The following is a 20172-nucleotide window of genomic DNA, read 5'->3' on the forward strand; positions in this document are numbered from 1 at the left end:
ACCCGTTCATGAACACCACCACCGCTCCCGCCCCCACCGTGGACCTGCGCACCATCGCTCCGCGCGAACGCCACTCGCTGGTGTTCTCCACCTTCAAGGCCTTGCCACCCGGCGCGGCCATGGAGCTGATCAACGACCACAACCCGCAGCCGCTGCACGGGCAGTTCGAGAGCGGTCTCTACGGCGCCTTCAGCTGGACACCGCTGGAAAGCGGACCCGAACAATGGCGCGTGCAGATCGCCAAACCGGCCGATAGCCAGCCCGTGCACGGAGTGGATTCCTGCTGCGGGTCCTGCGGCGGCTGAACGGGAGACAGCGCCATGACCTTTGTGGTGACCGAATCGTGCATCCGGTGCAAATACACCGATTGCGTCGACGTCTGCCCGGTCGACGCGTTTCGCGAGGGACCGAACTTCCTGGTGATCGATCCCGCCGAGTGCATCGACTGCGCGGTCTGTGTCCCGGAGTGCCCGGTCTCGGCGATCTACGCCGAGGAAGACGTGCCCAAGGACCAGCGGGACTTCACGCCGCTCAACGCCGAGCTGGCGTTGGTGTGGAAACCGATCACACGGACCAAGCCCGCGCTGCCCGACGCGGACGCGTGGAGCGCGGTGCAGGACAAACGCGACCAGCTCGAACGCTGAAACCATCCCGGGTGCAAGCACCCGGGGCCGCCACCGGGCCGTGTCACAGGCCCAGTGACAACGCCGCGGCTTCGGACATCCGCGAACGGTCCCAGGGCGGATCGAACACGAATTCCAGGTCCACCTCGGCCACGCGGGGCAAGGCCAGCAACTTCTCGTGGATCTCGTCCACCAGCATGTCGCCCATGCCGCAACCGGGCGCCGTCAGGGTCATCTTGATCGACACCCTGAATTCGCCGCCGTCCATCGGCAGCACGTCGCACACATAGACCAGACCGAGCTCGACGATGTCGACCGGAATCTCCGGGTCGTAGCAGGTCTTGAGGATTTGCCAGACCTGACCACGCAGGCCGGCGGGCCCCGCCACGTCCGGCAGCACCGGCGCGAGCGGCACCGGCTTGCCGATGGCGTCGGCATCGGCGCCGGCCAGGCGCATCAGCTGGCCGTCGACCAGCAAGGTGAACGAGGCGCCCAGCGCCTGGGTGATCTGCACCAGCGTCCCGGCCGGCAGTTCGGCGGGGCGACCATCGGGCACGCAGGTCACGGCCACCTCGCGCGTGACCATCGCCCGTTCGCGTCGAGCGCTCATGGCGTGGCCTCCGGCGGGTTGTTCGCTTGATCGGTTTCGCTGCCCAGCGCGTGCATCAGCGCGTGCCAGCCCAGCAGCGCGCACTTGATGCGGCCCGGGTAGCGGCGCACACCGGCCAGGCTGATCAGCTTGCCCAGGTGCGCTTCTTCGGCTTCCATCTGGCCGGTGAGCACGGCCCGGAAACGGCCCTGCAATGCCTGCGCCAGCGCCACCTCTTGCCCGAGCACCGCCTCACTCATCATGGACGCGGACGCGATGCAGATCGCGCAGCCCTGGCCGTGGAAGCGGATGTCGCGCACCCGCCCGTCGTCGACCACCAGGGCCACCCGCAGGTCGTCGCCGCATTGCGGGTTCTGGCCGCGCGCCTGGTGGGTCGGCGCGGCCAGCGTGCCGAAGTGGCGCGGCGCGCGCTTGTGGTCCATCACCACGTCCTGGTAGAGGTCGAGTTCGGCGGCGGTTTCGGGGGTCATCTGAGCACCTTCATGGCATGCGCCACGCCGGCGAGCAGGCGCTCCACCTCGGCGTGCGTGTTGTAGAGAGCGAACGAGGCGCGCGTGGTGGGCCCCAGGCCGAGGTGTTCGAGCAGCGGCTGGGCACAGTGGTGACCGGTGCGCACCGCAATGCCGAGTTGGTCCAGCAAGGTGCCGATGTCGTGCGGGTGCACGCCGTCGGCGACAAACGAGACGATGGCCGTTGCATGGCTGTGCGCCGAAAGCACCGTGATGCCGGGCAGCGCGGCCAGGCCCGCGGCGGCGTGTTCGCGCAGCGCGCTCAGGTGGGCGTCGATGCGATCGCGCCCGATCTGTTGAATGAAGCCCGCCGCAGCGGCAATGCCGATCGCGCCCGCGACGTTGGGCGTGCCGCCTTCCAGCCGCGCCGGCAGTTCGGCAAAGCTGGCCTCGGTGGCGCTGACCCAGGCCACCATGTCGCCGCCGTAGCGCAAGGGCTCCAGCCGTTCCAGCGCGGCACGCCGGCCCACCAGCACGCCGGTGCCCATGGGCCCGAACATCTTGTGGCCCGAAAAAGCCATGAAGTCGCAGGCCAGCGCCGACAGATCGGGCACCCCGTGGGCCATGGCCTGGGCCGCGTCGAGCACGGTCAGCGCGCCCGCGTCGGCGGCGAGCTGGAGCAGGGCCTCGTAAGGCGGGCGCTCGCCGGTGGCGTTGGCGCAGGCGGTGAGCGCCAGCACGCGGGTGCGGGGGTTGAGCAGACGGCGCAGGTCGGTCGCATGCAGCCGCCCCTGGGCATCGGGCAACAACACACGCAACACCGCGCCGGTGCGCCGCGCCGCCTGTTGCCAGGGCACGAGGTTGGCGTGGTGCTCCAGACCGCTCACCACGATCTCGTCGCCGGCCTGCAGCCAGGCGGGCCGATGGCCGGCGGTGGAAAGGCCATGGGCCACCATGTTCAGCGCGTCGGTGGTGCCCGAGGTGAACACCAGCTCGTGGTCGGGTCCGGCGCCGACAAAGCGCTTGAGATCGCTGCGGGCGCGCTCGAAGGCGTCGGTGGCGCGCTGGCTCAGCGTGTGCACACCGCGGTGGATGTTGGCCCGGTCGTGCTGCTCGAAGGCGCGCATCGCGTCTTGCACCGCCAGGGCCATCTGGGTGGTGGCGGCGTTGTCGAGGTAGGCCAGCTCGGCACCGTGGATGCGCTGGGCGAGCACCGGAAACTGCGAGCGCACGGTATCGAGCGCGCTGCGGTCGGTCAAAAGGGCGTCACCCATGGGCGGCCTCCTGCGGAGTGGTGGGGTCGGTGGGGTCATCGCTCAGGTGTTGGCCCACCGCCTGGCGTAGCAGGCCCGCGAGGTCCAGCGAATCGATGAACAGGGGATCACCAAAGGCCCGCGCGAGCAAGGCGCTGGCCATGCCTTCGATGATCAGACCACGCGCGCTGCGTTCGTCCAGGCCGCGCTGGCGGGCATAGAACAGCGCGTCTTCGGGCAAGGCGCCCCAGGTGGCGCCGTGGGCCGCCTGCACCTGGTCGTGGTGGATCTCCAGGTGCGGCCGCAACACCAGCCTGGGCTGGCCGCCGGTGGGCACGCCTGTCAGCCGCTGCCGCACCTCGGCGTCGGCCGCGCCCGGTGCGATGCGGGTGTGGGCGTTGACCACCGCGCGCGCTGCGCCGCTGGCCAGCGCCAGGGCCTCGACGTGGCTGCGGGTGCGCTCCCCGGTGTGATGCATGCGCACCTGTTGTTCGATGTCGGCGCCGGCCGCCAGCAGCAAGCCGGCGCTGCGGGCCTCTGCGCGGTCCCCCGCCAGCTCGACCACCTGGCGTTGCAGGTGGTAGCGGCTGCCGGTGGCGATCAGGCCTTGTTCGTAGCGCGCGTCCGGCCCGAGCCGCAGTTGCAGGTGGTGGGCGACCCGATCGGCCGCACCGGGCTGGACGCTGCGCAGGTGCTGCAGGGTGGCGCCCGCGCCGAGCCGGATGTGACAGTGCAGGTTCTGCACCACCGGCTGCTCACAGGCCACCCCATCCCGGTGATGGCGGTGGTGGGTTTCCACCAGCACGCAGTGCACGCCGGCTTGCACATCGATCACCAGCATCGGCGCTTCGACCGCGCTGCGCGGCTGGTGCCGCAGCTGTATCCACACCGTCTCGGCGGCCCCGCGCCCGCTGTCGTGTTCACCGCCGATGCGCAGCCGCAGGCCGTGACGGCACAGCGCGTGGTGCACCCAGGCAAACGGCGCGGCATCGTGCTGGGCGGTGTCACCGGGGGCGGCACCATCGGGGTGGATGGGCAACGGCAGGCCGGCGAACAGCTCCTTGCGCTGCGCCGGGTCGGCGGCATCGAGCCAGCGGGCGTCCACACGGCCCTGTGGCGTCTGACCGAGCGGGTGCAGCGTCCAGCCGGCGCCGCTCAGTGGGTGGGCGTCACAGCCGGCCGATGCGGCCTCGGGCGCTTCGCCCAGCCAGACGGCGGCCGGCGGTGGCGGCAGATGGCGAAACGCCTCGGCGTCACGCGGGATCCAGCCCGCGTCTTGCAGCCGGTGGCGGGCGGCCAGGATGTCGGCGCGTGCGTGGTCCATGCTCAGGCCTCCAGCGCGTCGGCCGCGCGCACAAAGCCGGTCCGCGCGATCTGTTGGGCCAGCGCCAGGTCGCCGGTCTCGGCGATGCAGCCCTGGTCGAGCCGCAGCACCGCGTCGGGCTGCAGCGACTCGATCAGCTGCAGGTAATGCGAGACCACCACAAAGGCGGTGCCCTGGGCACGCAACGACTGCACCAGCTCAACCACCGCGCGGGTGCCGTCCACGTCCATGCCCGAATCGATTTCATCGAGCATCGCCAGGCGCGGGCGCAGCAGGGCCAGCTGCAGCAGCTCGTTGCGCTTGCGCTCCCCGCCAGAAAAACCATCATTGACGGGGCGCGCCAGCATCGCCTCGGGCAGGCCCAACCGGGTGGCCGCGGCCCGCGCATCGGCCAGGAAGTCGAAGGCGTCGAGCGGCGCTTCGCCGCGCGCCTCGCGCACGGCGTTCAGGGCCGTGCGGATGAACAGGTTGTTCTTCACGCCGGGGATCTCGGGTGGCGCCTGGAAGGAAACAAACAGCCCGGCGCGGGCGCGCGCCTCGGGGCTCATGGCCAGCAGGTCCTGCCCGCCAAAGCGGGCCTGGCCACCGACCACGCCGTAGCGCGGATGGCCGGCCAGCGTCAGGCCCAGGGTGCTCTTGCCGCTGCCGTTGGCGCCCATCAGCACCACCAGCGCACCGGCCGGGACATCGAGCGAGATCGACTTCAACACGTGGCGGCCGCCAACGTCAACGCGCAGATCGCGCACCTGCAACAGGGGTTCGGCATGGGTCATGGCGGGTCTTTCCTGATGGATCGTGTGGGTGGGCTCAGCCGACAGCGCCTTCGAGCGAAACGGCCAGCAGCGCCTTGGCTTCGAGCGCGAATTCCATCGGCAGCTCGTCCAGCACCGCCTGGCAGAAGCCACCGACGATGAGGGCGGTGGCGTCCTGTGGGTGGATGCCGCGCTGCTGGCAATAGAACAGGCGTTCTTCGGAGATGCGGGTGGTGGTGGCTTCGTGTTCCACCAGGGCGTCGTCGCGCGCGGCCTCGATGTACGGGAAGGTGTGGGCACCGCAGTCGGGGCCGATGAGCAGCGAGTCGCACTGCGTGTGGTTGTGGGCGCCGGCCGCGGTCGGGGCCACGCGCACCAGGCCGCGGTAGCTGTTCTGGGCGTGTCCGGCGCTGATGCCTTTGGAGACGATGCGGCTCTTGGTGTTGCGGCCCAGATGGATCATCTTGGTGCCGGTGTCGGCCTGCTGGAAGTGGTTGCTGACCGCGATCGAATGGAACTCGCCGCGCGAATCGTCGCCGCGCAGCACCACGCTCGGGTACTTCCAGGTGATGGCCGATCCGGTCTCGATCTGCGTCCAGGCGATGTGCGAGCGCTGGCCCGCACACAGGCCGCGCTTGGTGACGAAGTTGTAGATGCCGCCACGGCCGCGTTCGTCGCCGGGGTACCAGTTCTGCACCGTCGAGTACTTGATGTGGGCGTCGTCGTGGGCGATCAGCTCGACCACCGCCGCGTGCAGCTGGTGTTCGTCGCGCTGCGGCGCCGTGCAGCCTTCGAGGTAGCTCACGTGGCTGCCTTCCTCGGCAATGATCAGCGTGCGCTCGAACTGGCCGGTGTTGGCGGCGTTGATGCGGAAGTAGGACGACAGCTCCATCGGGCAGCGCACGCCTTTGGGGATGTAGACGAAGGAGCCGTCGGAGAACACCGCCGAATTCAGTGCGGCGTAGAAGTTGTCGCCCGGCGGCACCACCGTGCCCAGGTAGCGCTCGATCAGTTCCGGGTGGTGTTGCACGGCGTGCGAGAACGAACAGAAGATCACGCCGACTTCGGCCAGCTGCTCGCGGAAGGTGGTGCCGACGGACACCGAGTCGAACACCGCGTCGACCGCCACCCCGGCCAGGCGCGCCCGCTCGTGCAGCGGCACGCCGAGTTTTTCGTAGGTCTCCAGCAGCTTGGGGTCCACCTCGGCCAGGCTCTTGGGGCCGTCCTTCTGCGACCTGGGCGCCGAGTAATAGCTCAGGGCCTGGAAGTCCACCGGCTCGATGCGGAGCTGGCCCCAGTGCGGATGCGGCATGGACTGCCAGCGCTCGAAGGCTGCCAGGCGCCACTGCAACAGGAAATCGGGCTCGCGCTTGCGGCGCGAGATGGCGCGCACGGTGTCGGCGTCCAGCCCCGGCGGCAGCGAGTCGCTCTCCACGTCGGTGACGAACCCGTGTCGGTAGGACTGCTGCAACGCCTGGGTCAGCGGCGGTGCTTGTTCAACGGTGGTCATGGCGGGGCTCCTGCGGCGATGGGGTGCAGCTTCGATGCGCGACCGAACTGAACCCTCTTTTAAAGATGCACAGTGTATGCCTCTTTAAAGGTCCGCACCATCAAAAACCGCGTTGCCCGCTTGTCTGCCAGGGTCATTGGGCAAGCGCCCGTGCCCTGAGCCAGACCGGGGCGGGGCCCAGTTTCGGGCCCTGGTTCACACCGCCGTGTGCGCGGTCCGGGGTGCACCTGCATCCCCGTCCATCAGGGGCGGGTGTGTCACCAGACTTTTCAGCGCCGGCTGGGCCCGCGTGAGCACGGCCTCCGGCGGGCGCGGCCGCCTCAGTTCGGGCTCGGTGGCGAAGGCCGCTTCGATCGCGCTGGCCATGGCGAGCAGGCGGTCGTCGGCGCGCAGCGGGGCGATGAGCTGCAGGCCGAAGGGCATGCCGTGTTCGTCCACACCGCAGGGCAGCGAGAGCGCGGGGTTGGTGGCCAGCGTGACGAGGTAAGTCAGGCCCAGCCACTCGTAGTAGTTGCGCATGGCCTGGCCGTCGATGCGCTCGGCGTACAGCTCGCTCCAGGGGAAGGGCGAGACGGGCGTGACCGGGGCCACGATCAGGTCCACGTGTTCGAAGGCGCGCTCAAAGCGCCGTGCGATGCGCGTCTGCTCCAGGTGCGCCCAGGCGCGGTCGCCCAGCGTGATGGCGTGGGCCATTTCCACGTTGGCGCGCACGTTGGGGCCGAGCGACTGCGGATCTTGGCGGTAGGTGTCGGCGAAGGCGGCCACGAAGCTCTCGGCGCGCAGGATGTCAAAACAGCGGTGGCCGTCGGGCAGGCTCAGATCCAGCGGCTCGCAGGAACGGGTGTGGCGCGCGAGCGCGGCCACGCGCTGGCGGAAGCTGCGGCGGATGCCGGGGTCCACCGCGCAGGTGCCGAAGTCTTCCACCGTGCCGATGCGCAGGCTCGACAAATCGACCTCCCGCACGGGCCAGCCCTGGCAGACGCCGGAGACGCTGAGCGGGTCCATGGCGTGCCGGCCCACGCTGGCCGAGAGCATGAGCGCGGTGTCGGCCACGGTGCGGCCCATGGGGCCGAGCACCGAGATGACCGACCAGCCCAGGGGGCGCGCGTCGTTGGCCACCACGCCGGGCGAGGGTCGCAGGCCCACCACGCCGCACAGCGCGGCCGGGATGCGCAGCGAGCCGCCGGTGTCGGAGCCGGTGCACAGGGGCAGCATGTCGGTGGCCAGCGCGGCGGCCGATCCGCCTGAGGAACCGCCGGCGTTGAGCAGCGGGTTGAAGGGGTTGCCGGTGGCGCCCCAGACCGGGTTGCGCGTGTTGGCGCCAGCGCCCATGTCGGGCACGTTGGTCTTGGCGGTGACGATGGCGCCGGCCGCGCGCAGCCGGGCCACGAGCGCGTTGTCCTGCTGGGGCACGTTGCCGCGCCGGCCCACGTTGCCGCTGGTGGTGAGCAGGCCGGCGGTGTCCTGCAGGTCTTTCACGCCCAGGGGCAGGCCGTGCAGTGGGCCTAGCGCTTCGCCGCGCAACACCTGCGCTTCGGCGGCGCGGGCGGCGGCGCGGGCGCGCTCGTAGTCGGTGGCGCAGATCGCGTTCACCGCCGGGTTCACCGCTTCGATGCGCGCGATGCAGGCTTCGAGCAGTTCGACCGGTGAGATGTCCTTGTTGCCGATGCGTCGGCGCAACTCGACCGCGCTCAGTTGGACCAGGGACATCCGTTCACTCCAGCGGAATGTTGGCCTTGTGCACGTAGGCGCGCAGCAGCGGCAGTTCGCGCGCCACGCGCGCGTCGTAGGCGCTGCCCGGCTCGTAGGCCACTTCCACGCCGATCTTCTCCAGCTCGGCCCGGGTGGCCGGGTCGTTCACCGTGTCGGCCAGCGCCTTGCCCAGGGCCGCGCGCACCGGCTCGGGCAGGCCACGCGGCGCGACGATGGCGATCCACGGCACCATTTCGTAGTCGGGGAAACCGGCCTCGGCGATGGTGGGCACGGTGGGCATCTGCGGCGAGCGTTTCCTGGACGTGACCGCCAGCGCCTTCACCTTGCCCGCGGCCATCTGCGGCATGGCGGCGACGTTGGTGTCGAAGGTGAGCGGAATCTGCCCGCCGATCAGGTCGGTCATGGCCGGTGCGCTGCCTTTGTAGGCGACGTGCACGAGGTTCGCGCCGGCCATGACCTTGAGCATTTCGCCGGCCAGGTGGGCGGTGGTGCCGTTGCCGAAAGAGCCGAAGTTCAGCCCGGTGGGCTCGCGCTTGGCCAGGGCCAGCAGTTCGGGCAGGTTGTTGGCCGCCACCTTGGGGTTGGCCAGCAGCACCAGCGGCGAGCTGCCGATGGTGCCGATGGATTCGAAACCCTTCTGCGGGTCGTAGGGCAACTGGCGTTTGATGGCGGCGTTCACCGTGAACGTGGTGTTCGACGAGATCAGCAGCGTGTAGCCGTCGGCCGGCGCCTTGGCCACCAGCGTGGCGCCGATGGCGGTGCCCGCACCCGGGCGGTTTTCCACGATCACGCTTTGCCCCAGGCGTTTGCCCAGCGGCTCCATGAGCTTGCGGGCGATGGTGTCGGTGGCGCCGCCGGGCGGGTAGGGCACCACCAGGGTGATGATCTTTTCGGGGTAGGCGGCGTGCGCCAGCAGCGGCAGGGCCAGCAGGCCGGCGGCCAGGCGCGCGGTGCGCCGTGTGAACGTGATCAGCTTCATGGGGCTTTCCTTCGGGGGGTGGGTGGGGGTGCCAGGCGCTCGCAGCGTTGCACCAGCAGGGCGGCCAACTGGTCCAGCTGGGCCGCCATGGCCGCGTCGGCCGGGCCGAACAGGCGCACCAGGCCCATGCCGCGCAGGGTGGACATCACGAGATCGATCAGGGCCGGGGTATCGGGCGAGGCCGACAGCTCGGGAAACACGGTGAGGAAACGCTGGCGGAGCTGGTCCTGCTGCGTCTGGCGCAGGCCGGCGATGTAGCGCGTGATCTCGGGGTCGGCGCCGCAGCCCATGTAGACCTGCCAGGCCACCAGAAAACGCTCGGGCTCGTAGATGCGTTGCCACAGCAGCTGCAGCGTCTGCCGGGCGCGCTCGGCCAGGGGCAGATCGGCCGCGGGCCACCCGGGCGCGTTGTAGTCACTGGCCGCCACCAGCTCGTCCACCACCCGCATCATCAGCACCGCCTTGGTCCCGAAATGGTGCTGGAAAGCGCCCGGCGTGAGGCCGGCGGCTTTGGCCACTTCGAACACCGAGGCACCCTGGTAACCCTTGTCGCGCACCACCTGGATCGCCGCCTGGATCAGCTGTGCGCGCGTGGCTTCGCTGCGTTCGGCGTGGCGGTTGCCGGTGGCTGGTTTCGTTGGAGCGGGCTGGAGGTTCATGCTTTCCAGAATATGCATTACAGGTGTAATGTATATTGGGGTTTCCCCGCTGTGGCGGCCGCCCTGGGCACGGGGTGGATGCGGACCCGGTACAAAACCCCCAGGGGCAACAGGGTCGATGAATATGACGATCGTCATATTTGAGCTACCATTCCGCCATGGCAACCGCACCCAGCCGCAAGGCCCTGACCCACGAACGCATCGTCGACACCGCCGCGCGGGCGATCCGGCGTGGCGGCTTCAGCGGGGTCGGCGTGGCCGACATCATGAAGGAGGCGGGCCTGACCCACGGCGGCTTCTACGCCCACTTCCCGTCGCGCGACGCGCTGCTGGTCGAGGCCCTGGCCCACGCCGGACAGCAAAGCGCCGAGCGCCTGAGCCAGGGCAATGCCCAGCGCGAGGCGCGTGGCGCCAGCCCGTTCCGCGCGCTCATCGACAGTTACCTCTCGGACCGCCACCTGAGTGGCACCGAAAACGGTTGCGCGGTCGCGGCGCTGGTTTCGGAGATGCCGCGCCAGTCGGCCGACGTGCGTGCCGCGGCCGTGCAGCGCGTGCGCAGCCTGGTGGCGCTGGTGGCACAAACCCTGCCCGCCGACGCGGCACCCGACAGCGCCGCCGCCATCGCCAGCCAGATGGTGGGCGCGCTGCAGCTCGCGCGGGCCCTGGGCGACAACGCCGAAGGCCAAGCCTTGCTGGCCGCCAACCGCAGCGCCTTGCTGGCGCGTTACGACACTTCCCGACCGGCGGCCTGAACCATGTCCGCCATGCACCCGCCCGCCAGGGCATTCCTATCGGTTCGATCGGAAATATGACGATCGTCATAAAAATTGAACCGCCTTTCTTTTTCCACCCACCCAGGAGCTGACACACCATGAAACTTCACAACGCCACCGTCCTGATCACCGGCGCCAACCGCGGCCTCGGTCTGGCTTTCGCCCGCGAGGCGCTGGCCCGCGGCGCCCGCAAGGTCTACGCCGGCGCGCGTGACCCGGCCAGCGTCACGCTGCACGGCGTGGAGCCGATCGCGCTCGACGTGAACGACCCCGAGCAGGTGGCCGCGGCCGCCCGGCTCGGCAATGACGTGACGCTGGTGATCAACAACGCCGGCATCGCGAACCTCGGCGGCTTCCTGGCCGAGGGCAGCGTCGACGCGGCGCGCGCCCAGATGGAAACCAACTTCTTTGGCCCGCTGCGCGTGAGCCAGGCCTTTGCGCCCGTGCTCGCCTCGCACAGCGGTGGCGCGATCCTGAACGTGCTGTCGATCGCGAGCTGGATCAACTCGCCCATGCTCTCGGTCTACGGCGCGAGCAAGTCCGCCGCCTGGGCGCTCACGAACGGGCTGCGCAACGACCTGCGCGCGCAGGGCACGCAGGTGCTGGGCCTGCACATGGGCTTTGTCGACACCGACCTCACGCGCGGCATCGACATGCCCAAATCGACGCCCGACGAGATCGTGCGCCGCGCCTTCGACGCGCTGGAGGCGGGCGCCGACGAGGTGCTGGCCGACGAGCTCACGCAACAGGTCAAGCGCGGCCTGTCGGCCGAGCCGGGCATCTACCTGCGGGACGCGAGGGCATGAGCGCCGCGCCGGGCCGTTCCCAAGCCAGCTCGCACCGCAGTGCGACGCACGGAGGTATTCAATGAGCGCGGCGGTCGCCCAGGCCCGCGTGCAGCAGATGCTGCACGCGCCGCTGCTGCCCACGCTGCTGCGTCTGGCCACGCCCAACGTGATGGGCCTGTTCGCGACCACGATCGTGATCGGCTACGACGGTTACATCCTCGGCCGGGTGGGGGCGGACGCGCTCGCCGGCATCGCGCTGGTGTTCCCGCTGTCGATGCTGATGCTGCAGATGTCGGCGGGCGGCATCGGCGGCGCGACCACCGCCGCCGTGGCGCGGGCCCTGGGCGCTGGGCGCAGCCAGGACGCCAGCCGCCTGGCGCAGCAGGCGCTGCTCCTCGCGGCCTTGCTGGCCGCGCTGTTCATGCTGGTCATGCTCGGTTTCGGGCGCGGCATCTTTGGCGCCATGGGCGGGCGCGGCGCCGCGCTCGAAGCCGCGCTCGTGTATTCGAACGTGCTGTTCAGCGGTGCGCTGCTCATCTGGTTGACCAACGTGCTGGCCGCCGTGGTGCGCGGCGCGGGCAACATGGTGCTGCCCTCGGTGATGCTGCTGGGCACCGCGCTGCTGCACCTGGTGTTGTGCCCGCTGCTGGTGTTTGGCTGGGGGCCGGTGGCCGGCCTGGGCGTGGCGGGCGCCGCCGCCAGCACACTGGCCGTGAACGCCGTGGCCACGCTGGTGATGGCGGCCCACCTGTGGCGCCGCGACGGCGCCGTGCATCTGCGGGCTTCGCCCTGGCGCCTGCACCTGCCGCTGCTGCGCGACATCCTGCGTGTGGGTCTGCCCGCGTCCTTGAGTCCGGTGATCAGCAACGCCTCCATCGCCGTGACCACGGCCTTTGTCGGCAGCTACGGCACGGCCGCGCTCGCGGGCTACGGCGTGGCGGCGCGGCTCGAATACATCCTGGTGCCGATCGCCTTCGGATTCGGCACCGCCCTGACAGCCATGGTGGCGACCAACATGGGCGCGGGGCAGGCGGTGCGCGCGGTGCGCGTGGCCTGGGCCGGCGGCGCGCTGGTGGCCGCGATCACGGGCGCCATCGGCCTGACCACGGCCATCGCACCGGCGCTGTGGATGGGCCTCTTCACCACCGATGCCGACGTGCTGGCGGTGGGCGCCACGTACCTCAACATCGTGGGCGGCTGCTACGCCTTCTTCGGGCTCGGCCTGGCGCTGTTCTTTGCGTCGCAGGGTGCGGGCCGCATGTTCTGGCCGCTGGCCGGCAGCATGGGCCGACTCGTGATCCTGGTGGTCGGCGGCTGGCTCTGCGTGCACGTGTTCCAGACCCCGGCGAGCGGCCTCTTTGCCGTCGTCGCACTCAGCCTGGTGGTCTACGGTTCCACCCTCGCCATCGCGATCCGCATGGGGAGCTGGACGCGCTGAGGCTTGCGCCCGGCGTGCCCTCCAGGGGCAGGTCATGGCCAACTATGAAGCCGTGGGAGGTTTTGATGGGGACGGCTTGCGCCAGGATTCAGGAGGGGCAAGAAGTTCGCCGTACCGCCGTTGCCAGGCCTTTGTTCGCTTTCGCACATACGACCATGAACCACAAGCCTATCGTTCCACTTGCATTGTTGTGAACTGGCCATCTGTCGTGCGAGACAGCGGCCCCAGTTGCAGTGATGCATTTGCAAACATCAACCGGGAGGTGCCATGAAGGGTTACGTACAGGACATCGAAGCCATCGCCATTCAGAACGAGGATTTCCGCCAGGTGCTTTACACCGCCAAAAACTGCCAGCTCGTCGTCATGGCCTTGAAGCCGAATGAAGAGATCGGCGCCGAAGTTCACAAGCTCGACCAGTTCTTTCGGGTCGAACAGGGCACCGGCGAGGCGGTGCTTGACGGTGTCCGCACGCCGCTGCAAGCCGGCTACGCAGTCATCGTTCCAGCAGGGGCAAAACACAACATCATCAACACGGGCACAGAGCCCCTCAAGTTGTACACGCTCTATGCGCCACCGAACCACCGCGACGGTGTGCTCCACCACACCCGGGCGGACGCGGAAGCCGACACCGAGCACTTTGATGGCAAGACATCCGAGTAGTTTCAGCGACCCGTGAGGGTGAGCAGGATGTCGGCGTACCAGGCGCAGTTCAGGCCCAGCGACTCTTCGACGGGCAGGCTGCGACCGGACATCTCCAGGCGCGCAGAGTGCACGCCCAGCAGCTTCCAGGGCAACGTCCCACCACGGGTGTCGTCTTGCATCACCACGGGTGCGCCGCTGGTGCCGCGGTGGGTGCGGGCATCGGTCAGGAAGAAGCCCTGGCCCTGAAAGCGCAGGCCGAATGAAGACGCAATAGCAGCCTGCCGCACCACGGGCAGATGGTGCAGCGTGTCGTGAAAGCCCTGCGGATAGCCCACCACCAGCAGCGGTGTGCCCACCTTCACTTCCTGGAGCGGGTGCTGCAGATGCGCCGGCGTGAAGGCCTGCAGCATCACCGCGGCAGACAGGGCCCCTCGGTCGAGCTCTATCGCGGCGACATCGATTTCACCTGCGCTGTCGCGCCCTTGATGCCAGACGGATTGTGCGTTGCGGTACAGCGGCACCGATAGCACCGCCGCATGCGTCAGGTTGTCGACGTCGGTATGCACCTCAATCTCGATCCGGTCGGGCAGGTGGCCGCTCGGCCTGTCGATCAGCACATGGCGGTTGGTGACGAGGTACAGGCGTTCGTCTCGTTGAAAGAAGAACCCGCTCGCGCCGGTCAAAGCCTGCGTTCCGAAGAACGTGGACACCCGGGCCGTTGTCAGTAGCAGGGACTCGATCATGGCGGTCGTCGGTGTGAGGCCAGCCCCGCGGTGCCGCAGGACCCATGGGTTTCACTGTAATGGCTTCCTGACCACCCGGTATGTTCTTTGGCGAACAGAAAACAAGCGCCCAGGACAGCGATACTGACTTGTCGGATTGACAGACCCTTCATCCAGTTGGTTGATGGGTGTTTCAGCGAAAAGGACGGGCATGATGCAGTTGCGCGTGGGGTTCGAGATGGTCTACCAATGTGTGCAGCCGACGCCGATGATGTTGATGCTGAGCATCCACCCTTCGCGGGTTGCCGACCTGGTGCGCCCCGATCTGCTTGTGACCGATCCCGCCGTACCCGTGACCAGCTATCTTGATCTGTTCGGCAACCGGTGCAGCCGGCTCGTCGCGCCGCAGGGCCGGCTCGTGCTGAGCAGCAACGCCGTGGTGAACGACTCGGGTCTTCCCGACTCCGTGGCGCCTGGGGCCGTTCAGTCCGCGGTGGAAGACCTGCCGGCATCCACGCTGATCTACCTGCTGGGCAGCCGCTTCTGTGAAACCGAGTTGCTGTCCAACATCGCTTGGCAGCGGTTCGCGTCTGTCCCGGCTGGTTGGGCGCGGGTGCAGGCCATCTGCGACTTCGTGCACCAACACATTGAATTCGGTTACCCGCACGCGCGGAGCACGCGCACCGCCATGGAGGCCTACACCGAAGGCCGCGGCGTCTGCCGCGATTTCGCCCACCTGGCCATTGCCATGTGCCGTTGCATGAACATCCCGGCGCGCTATTGCACGGGCTACCTGGGCGATGTCGGGACCGAACCACCCTACGGGCCGATGGACTTTGCGGCCTGGTTCGAGGCCTATCTCGGCGACGGTTGGTACACCTTCGATGCGCGCAACAACCAGCCGCGGATCGGCCGCGTGCTGATCGCGCGCGGTCGGGACGCCTGCGATGTCGCGCTGTCCAGCACCTTCGGTCCGAACCAGCTGGAAGGCTTCAGGGTCTGGACCGACGTTGTGGACGCCGCATGACCTGCTGCCCCGGCATGTGGCCAGGCCGCTGCTGCGCGGGCCTGGCCAGCCGGTCAATCACCGAACGTCAGTTCTGGCCAAACTTTGTCCTGGCAGCGGCAACGCAACTGCTCTTGGCGTCGCCCGCCAGGGCGTCGCACTTTTCGACCGCTACCTTGTAGTCGGCATCGCGCTTGTCGGTGGCAGCGTCTTTCTTCGCCTCGCCGATCTCCTGGCCCATCTTGGCGTCGGCCAGTGCCTTGACCTCGACCGCCTTGGCCTCCTTGACGCACACGTCCTTGGCGTTGCCTGCCTGGTCGTCGCACCGTTCCTTGGCCACGGCGTAGGCCGATTCAGCCTTCGCCACCAGCACCTTGGTGCGGTCGGCTGCCTTGCCGGTATAGCCGTACTCGAGTTCAGCGAGGGCGACCTTCTCCTTGGCCTTGGCCTCCTGCAAACAGATGTCCTTGGCATTGGCCGCCTGTGATGCGCATGCCGCCTTGTCCGTCTTGTAGTCCGCACTGATGCGGGTCTTGCCGGCCTTGTAGTCGGCCTTGGTCATGGTGGCAGCGTAAGCCACCGGAAGCGTCAGCAGGCTGGCGGTCAGGAGAGCGGCCCTGAGGATATTGAGCTTGTTCATGACATTCTTTCTTTGGGTAGGAAACCGGGGGCGAATGGGTGAAGCAGATCAACCGTGCTGCGCATGGAAATCGAATCCGATTGCAGCGACGGCCCAAGAAGCAACGGTTTCAGTGTCTGCCCGATGAATGCCGAGTTCCGTGCGCCACCGAACACAAACATTGACTTCCCTTGAGCGGCGTCAATGGATCCCGGCGCGAAACGCCTAAAACCGTGATTCGTTCACACTTTTGGAGTCCAGTCATGGCCTGTCCCGAAGACCCGAAAAGCAACCGCTTGCTCGCAGCACTCCCGGCTGCCGACTGGCAGCACTGGCGGCGCCACCTGGAGAGCGTCGACCTGAGGTTGGGGCAGGTTCTGTACGAGCCGGGTCGGCCGCAGCTCTATGCGTACTTTCCACCAGCGGGATCGTCTCTCTGTTCCACTTGATGGACAGCGGTGCGTCGTCCGAGGTCGCCGTCGTGGGAAACGAAGGCGTCGTCGGTACGTCGCTGTTTCTGGGTGGGGGCACCACGACCAGCCACGGCTCGGTGCTGATCGCGGGCCAGGGGTTTCGCATCGGGGCGCAGATGATCAGGGACGAGTTCGAGCGATCCGATTCGGTGAGGCTCCTGCTCTTGCGTTACACCCAGGCGCTGGCCACGCAGATAGCGCAGACCGCCGCCTGCAACCGTCATCACGCCATCGATCAGCAGGTGTGCGGCTGGCTGCTGTACAGCCTGGATCGCGTGCGGGACTGCGAAGTCGTGGTCACGCAGCAACTCATTGCCAGCATGCTGGGCGTGCGCCGCGAGAGCGTGTCCGAGGTCGCTGGCCGGCTGCAGGCCGCCGAGCTGATCCACTGCACGCGCGGCCATATCTCGGTGCTTGACCGTGCAGGACTCGAGCGACGATCCTGCGAGTGCCATGCCGTCGTCAAGAAAGAATATGACCGCCTGTTGTCTCCGGAACCCGCTGCACACCCGGCCAACGCGGCCTGGAGGGCTGGGATGACGCAACCCCCATTCACCTTCCCCCGCCGCACGAAATCGCAACCGCGTGCGAAAACTGATCTGTCGATTCAGCGGTCCGGCGCGCGTGCCGGACCGCTGTCCGTCGACAGCGTGTCGGCGCAGTGATGCGGTCGCACCAGGCCTTGCTCTTCGTCCTCAACGGCCAGCGCCCGAACGGTCGGCAGCCGATACCATGGCTGGACTCATGCTGACCTTTTTCGAAGGACCCTGATGAACAGCCCTGACGAAGACGCATCTCCCTTCCCGGAGAACCGGGCCTTGCTGTTGCTGCTGGTGGCCGTCACGTTTTCTCTCGGTTGGATCCTGCTGCCGTTCTACGGTACGCTGATGTGGAGCGCCATCATCGCACTGCTGTTCGCACCACTGCAACGTCGCTTGCTGCTGCGGCTGAGGCACAGGCGCACGCTGGCGGCGCTGCTGACGGTATTGACCGCCGTCGTGATTGTGGTCGTTCCCTTCGCGCTCCTGAGCGTGGCGCTTGCCCACGAAGCGGCAGGACTCGTTGCCCGTATCCAGTCCGGCGAGACCAGCCCGGTGCCATACCTTCGCGGCGTGTTCGACGCGCTGCCTGGATGGGCGGCCACGCTGCTCGAGCGCTTCGGGCTGGTGGACTTCGACACCTTGCAGCGTTCGCTGAACACCAGGCTGGAGCAGGGCATCGGTCTCATCGCAACACAGGTCTTCAGCCTTGGCCAGAACACGTTCGAGTTCGCCACCAGCCTGCTCATCACGCCGTACCTCGCGTTCTTCCTGATCCGTGATGGCGACCGCATCGTGCACGCCATGCGGCGCGCACTGCCACTGACGCCCATGCACAAGCAGGAGCTGCTCGACAAGTTCAGCACCGTGATCCGCTCGACGGTGAGGGGCAATCTGGTTGTCGCGGCGACCCAGGGTGCGCTCGGTGGCCTCGCGTTCTGGTTCTTCGAGGTCCGCGGTGCCTTGCTGTGGGCAGTCATGATGGCCTTCCTGTCATTGTTGCCGGCCATTGGCGCCGCGCTGGTGTGGCTGCCGGTGGCGATCTGGTTTTTCGTCACGGGCGCGATCTGGCAGGGCATTGCGCTGGCAGCGTGGGGCGTGCTCGTGATTGGCATGGTGGACAACCTGCTGCGTCCCATGCTCGTGGGCAAGGCCACCCTCATGCCCGACTATGTGGTGATGATCACGACGCTTGGTGGCATGGTGGTGTTCGGCGTCAACGGCTTCGTCCTCGGCCCCGTGATCGCTGCGATGTTCTTCGCGGTGTGGCACCTGTACCTGACGACGCAGTCGGTCGCGACACCCCCGTCGGGCCCATCAGAGCCCTGAAGCCACGGCCCAGGGAACATGTGCAGCAGGGACATTGGTGGTGATTCGGTGAACTGCTGCTCATGGCCGACTTCAGTCAGCCACTCGTGAGCGCGGTGATGGCCGATTGTTGGGGTTGCGCGGTCATGGGGTCGTGCGGGAAGATGGCGGCGTCCATCTCCCCGATGGCCGCACGAGCGACACGTCGGAGCCCCCTTGATCATGAAAGCGCATGACCATGAAAACCACAGAACGCGAAGCCTTGTTCCAGGTGCTCAGGACCCGATTCGAGAAGCACATGCACCGGCACACCGGGACGGCATGGTCGGACGTGCGCGCCCGACTTGAAGACCATCCCGATGCGCTGAAGTCGCTGCAGGCGATGGAGGCCAGCGGCGGTGAGCCGGACGTTTTGGGTGATGCCAACGAATCCGGTCAAGTGGTCTTCTGTGACTGCTCCCCGGAAAGCCCCACAGGGCGCAGAAGCACCTGTTACGACGCCGAAGCGCGTGCCGCGCGAAAGGAGAACAAGCCCGAGAGCAGCGCGGGCGAGATGGCGGCCGCGATGGGCATCGAGCTGCTGACGGAAGAGCAGTACCGGGCGCTGCAGGCGCTCGGTGAGTTTGATTTGAAGACGTCCAGCTGGCTTCAGACGCCGCCCGAGGTGAGGGCGCTCGGAGGGGCGCTCTTTGGCGACCGGCGCTATGGCCGGGTGTTCGTCTATCACAACGGCGTGCAGTCGTATTACGCCGCCCGCGGCTTCCGGGGCCTGCTTCGGGTGTGAACCCGGGGAGAACAGGATGAAGATGGTCCTGACGTCGGCGACGGATCCCGATGGGTACATCGCCTGTCTTAGCGGCTGGCAACAACGCTGTGCGCAGGCCCTGCGCGGGGTGGTTCGCCACGCCGCACCCGAGCTGGACGAACGGCTGAAGTGGGGCCACATCGTCTACTTCGCCCATGGCCCGGTGCTGCTCATTCGAGCGGAACCCACCCGCCTGTTGTTCGGCTTCTGGGAAGGTCAGCGCCTGCGGCATATCGAGCCCCGCCTGAGGCCCGGCGGGAAGTACCAGATGGCCACCCTGGAGCTGAAAGAGGGCACGCCATTCCTCCAGGAGACCGCTGTCCGTCTGGCCACCGAGGCCTCTAAACTCAGCCGCATGGCCGGCGATGCAAAGGTCGCCAGCCCGTCTTCCACGGATTCATAGCCCCGTTGCCAAGGAGTCATCGATGTCCATCAAAAATGCGCTGGTCTTTGCTTTGCTGGCAAGCGCCTGTGCGGTCGCCGCAGCAGACGACGCACGGGATCGCAAGTTCATCAGCAAGGGCATGCACGAGGGCGAGGTGCTGTTCAAGATCGGGAAGCCCGACCATGAGGCTTTCGTCAGGAACTTCAAAGGGCAGCCGGAGGAGAAGACCTGGACCTACTTTCCCCACGCCCAGGATCCCCAGACGATCACCATCCTGACCTTGCGGGCGGGTGTGGTGGCCGAGATTGAACGCAAGATTGCCCGGTAGTTCCAGTCAAAGCCGCGCGCCATGAGCGACTCCGTTTCGAATCTTGCCGAGCTGCTTCAAAGCCTGCGGCCCGCGCTGAACGCGGGGGTCTGTGTCTTCGCCTCTGTCTCACCGGACACGGATACCCGCTCACTGGAGCCGATCGCCACGTTTAGGGAAGCGGAAGGCCTCACGCTGATCGTTGAGGAAGAACGGGCGCTGAAGGCGGGGCTGCCCGTCCTGTTCCGTGCCGCGTGGATCACGCTCACGGTGCATTCCGATCTCCAGGCCGTGGGCCTCACGGCAGCGGTCGCGACCGCTTTGGCCCAGGCCGACATCAGCTGCAACGTCGTGGCGGCGGCGTTTCACGACCACCTCTTTGTGCCCGTCGAGTCGGGTGACGAAGCGCTGGCCGTGCTGCTGCGGCTTCAACGGCGCAGCAGCGCGAGCACCGAGCCGCCGGTCGGCTGACGCCCGACGCTTTTTGTTGAGAGC

23 protein-coding genes and 1 pseudogene are annotated in these 20172 nt (G+C 67.9%); 13 read left to right on the forward strand and 11 right to left on the reverse strand.

The annotated features are described in order from the left end of the window. Nucleotides 1-8 precede the first annotated feature (8 nt). On the forward strand, nt 9-305 hold the full coding sequence (locus tag F3K02_RS25680; RefSeq protein WP_177139338.1) for a DUF2249 domain-containing protein: 297 nt from the start codon (nt 9-11) through the stop codon (nt 303-305). Nucleotides 306-320: 15 nt separating this feature from the next. After that, the gene (gene fdxA, locus F3K02_RS25685; protein WP_177139339.1) at nt 321-644 is read left to right on the forward strand and encodes a ferredoxin FdxA; all 324 of its coding nucleotides are present in this window, start codon (nt 321-323) and stop codon (nt 642-644) included. A 43-nt stretch (nt 645-687) separates the two neighbouring features. Here the strand turns inward: fdxA and sufT are convergent, their stop codons facing one another. The 9 genes from sufT to F3K02_RS25730 form a co-directional block, all read right to left on the reverse strand. Further along, on the reverse strand, nt 688-1233 hold the full coding sequence (gene sufT, locus F3K02_RS25690) for a putative Fe-S cluster assembly protein SufT (protein ID WP_177139340.1): 546 nt from the start codon (nt 1231-1233) through the stop codon (nt 688-690). Beyond that, complete coding sequence (gene sufU, locus F3K02_RS25695) at nt 1230-1703, reverse strand: Fe-S cluster assembly sulfur transfer protein SufU (protein ID WP_177139341.1); 474 nt, start codon at nt 1701-1703, stop codon at nt 1230-1232. Before sufU ends, sufT begins: the two co-directional genes overlap by 4 nt. Next, complete coding sequence (locus F3K02_RS25700; RefSeq protein ID WP_177139342.1) at nt 1700-2956, reverse strand: aminotransferase class V-fold PLP-dependent enzyme; 1257 nt, start codon at nt 2954-2956, stop codon at nt 1700-1702. The genes sufU and F3K02_RS25700 overlap by 4 nt, the downstream gene beginning before the upstream one ends. Then, nucleotides 2949-4259 carry a SufD family Fe-S cluster assembly protein gene (locus F3K02_RS25705; RefSeq protein ID WP_177139344.1) on the reverse strand — a complete coding sequence of 437 codons (1311 nt, stop codon included), beginning with the start codon at nt 4257-4259 and terminating at the stop codon, nt 2949-2951. Before F3K02_RS25705 ends, F3K02_RS25700 begins: the two co-directional genes overlap by 8 nt. Nucleotides 4260-4261: 2 nt before the next feature. Beyond that, nucleotides 4262-5032 carry a Fe-S cluster assembly ATPase SufC gene (sufC, locus tag F3K02_RS25710; protein ID WP_177139345.1) on the reverse strand — a complete coding sequence of 257 codons (771 nt, stop codon included), beginning with the start codon at nt 5030-5032 and terminating at the stop codon, nt 4262-4264. A 34-nt stretch (nt 5033-5066) separates the two neighbouring features. After that, entirely contained in the window at nt 5067-6521 is a 1455-nt protein-coding gene (gene sufB, locus F3K02_RS25715; RefSeq protein WP_177139346.1) for a Fe-S cluster assembly protein SufB, read from the reverse strand. Nucleotides 6522-6716: 195 nt separating this feature from the next. Beyond that, nucleotides 6717-8231: an amidase gene (locus F3K02_RS25720; protein WP_177139347.1), complete on the reverse strand. Its 1515-nt coding sequence runs from the start codon at nt 8229-8231 to the stop codon at nt 6717-6719. A gap of 4 nt (nt 8232-8235) precedes the next feature. Next, the gene (locus F3K02_RS25725) at nt 8236-9213 is read right to left on the reverse strand and encodes a Bug family tripartite tricarboxylate transporter substrate binding protein (RefSeq protein WP_177139348.1); all 978 of its coding nucleotides are present in this window, start codon (nt 9211-9213) and stop codon (nt 8236-8238) included. Continuing rightward, nucleotides 9210-9872, reverse strand: coding sequence for a TetR/AcrR family transcriptional regulator (locus F3K02_RS25730; protein ID WP_177139349.1), 663 nt, complete (start codon nt 9870-9872; stop codon nt 9210-9212). The genes F3K02_RS25725 and F3K02_RS25730 overlap by 4 nt, the downstream gene beginning before the upstream one ends. A gap of 158 nt (nt 9873-10030) precedes the next feature. Here F3K02_RS25730 and F3K02_RS25735 point away from each other — a divergent pair, with 158 nt between their 5' ends. The 4 genes from F3K02_RS25735 (at nt 10031) to F3K02_RS25750 (ending at nt 13531) form a co-directional block, all read left to right on the forward strand. Then, complete coding sequence (locus F3K02_RS25735) at nt 10031-10624, forward strand: TetR/AcrR family transcriptional regulator (RefSeq protein WP_177139350.1); 594 nt, start codon at nt 10031-10033, stop codon at nt 10622-10624. A 119-nt stretch (nt 10625-10743) separates the two neighbouring features. Next, on the forward strand, nt 10744-11451 hold the full coding sequence (locus tag F3K02_RS25740; RefSeq protein WP_177139351.1) for an SDR family oxidoreductase: 708 nt from the start codon (nt 10744-10746) through the stop codon (nt 11449-11451). Nucleotides 11452-11512: 61 nt separating this feature from the next. Continuing rightward, nucleotides 11513-12871, forward strand: coding sequence for an MATE family efflux transporter (locus F3K02_RS25745; RefSeq protein ID WP_177139352.1), 1359 nt, complete (start codon nt 11513-11515; stop codon nt 12869-12871). 267 nt (nt 12872-13138) lie between these two features. Continuing rightward, a complete protein-coding gene (locus F3K02_RS25750; protein WP_177139353.1) occupies nt 13139-13531 on the forward strand; it encodes a cupin domain-containing protein in 393 nt (130 codons plus the stop codon). 2 nt (nt 13532-13533) lie between these two features. Here the strand turns inward: F3K02_RS25750 and F3K02_RS25755 are convergent, their stop codons facing one another. Next, entirely contained in the window at nt 13534-14256 is a 723-nt protein-coding gene (locus F3K02_RS25755) for a trypsin-like serine peptidase (RefSeq protein ID WP_177139355.1), read from the reverse strand. A gap of 193 nt (nt 14257-14449) precedes the next feature. Between F3K02_RS25755 and F3K02_RS25760 the strand changes: the two genes are divergently transcribed. Then, nucleotides 14450-15262: a transglutaminase-like domain-containing protein gene (locus F3K02_RS25760; protein ID WP_177139861.1), complete on the forward strand. Its 813-nt coding sequence runs from the start codon at nt 14450-14452 to the stop codon at nt 15260-15262. A gap of 67 nt (nt 15263-15329) precedes the next feature. On the opposite strand, the gene F3K02_RS25765 is transcribed toward F3K02_RS25760, so the two are convergent. Beyond that, a complete protein-coding gene (locus tag F3K02_RS25765; protein ID WP_177139357.1) occupies nt 15330-15881 on the reverse strand; it encodes a hypothetical protein in 552 nt (183 codons plus the stop codon). A 242-nt stretch (nt 15882-16123) separates the two neighbouring features. Here F3K02_RS25765 and F3K02_RS25770 point away from each other — a divergent pair. From F3K02_RS25770 to F3K02_RS25795, 6 genes and pseudogenes are all read left to right on the forward strand, one after another. Next, nucleotides 16124-16821, forward strand: a pseudogene (locus F3K02_RS25770) (Crp/Fnr family transcriptional regulator); the annotation flags it as partial. A 282-nt stretch (nt 16822-17103) separates the two neighbouring features. Then, nucleotides 17104-18201 (forward strand): AI-2E family transporter, encoded by a 1098-nt coding sequence (locus F3K02_RS25775; RefSeq protein ID WP_177139359.1) that lies wholly within the window; start codon nt 17104-17106, stop codon nt 18199-18201. Between the two features lie 211 nt (nt 18202-18412). Then, on the forward strand, nt 18413-18964 hold the full coding sequence (locus F3K02_RS25780) for a DUF4256 domain-containing protein (protein WP_246309819.1): 552 nt from the start codon (nt 18413-18415) through the stop codon (nt 18962-18964). A gap of 16 nt (nt 18965-18980) precedes the next feature. Next, on the forward strand, nt 18981-19388 hold the full coding sequence (locus tag F3K02_RS25785; protein ID WP_177139361.1) for a DUF1801 domain-containing protein: 408 nt from the start codon (nt 18981-18983) through the stop codon (nt 19386-19388). Nucleotides 19389-19410: 22 nt separating this feature from the next. Further along, nucleotides 19411-19698, forward strand: coding sequence for a hypothetical protein (locus F3K02_RS25790; protein WP_177139363.1), 288 nt, complete (start codon nt 19411-19413; stop codon nt 19696-19698). Nucleotides 19699-19719: 21 nt separating this feature from the next. Further along, nucleotides 19720-20148, forward strand: coding sequence for an ACT domain-containing protein (locus tag F3K02_RS25795; RefSeq protein ID WP_177139365.1), 429 nt, complete (start codon nt 19720-19722; stop codon nt 20146-20148). Nucleotides 20149-20172 lie beyond the last annotated feature (24 nt).

It is taken from the genome of Hydrogenophaga aromaticivorans (assembly GCF_013387465.1).
Taxonomy (GTDB): Bacteria; Pseudomonadota; Gammaproteobacteria; order Burkholderiales; family Burkholderiaceae_C; genus Hydrogenophaga; species Hydrogenophaga aromaticivorans.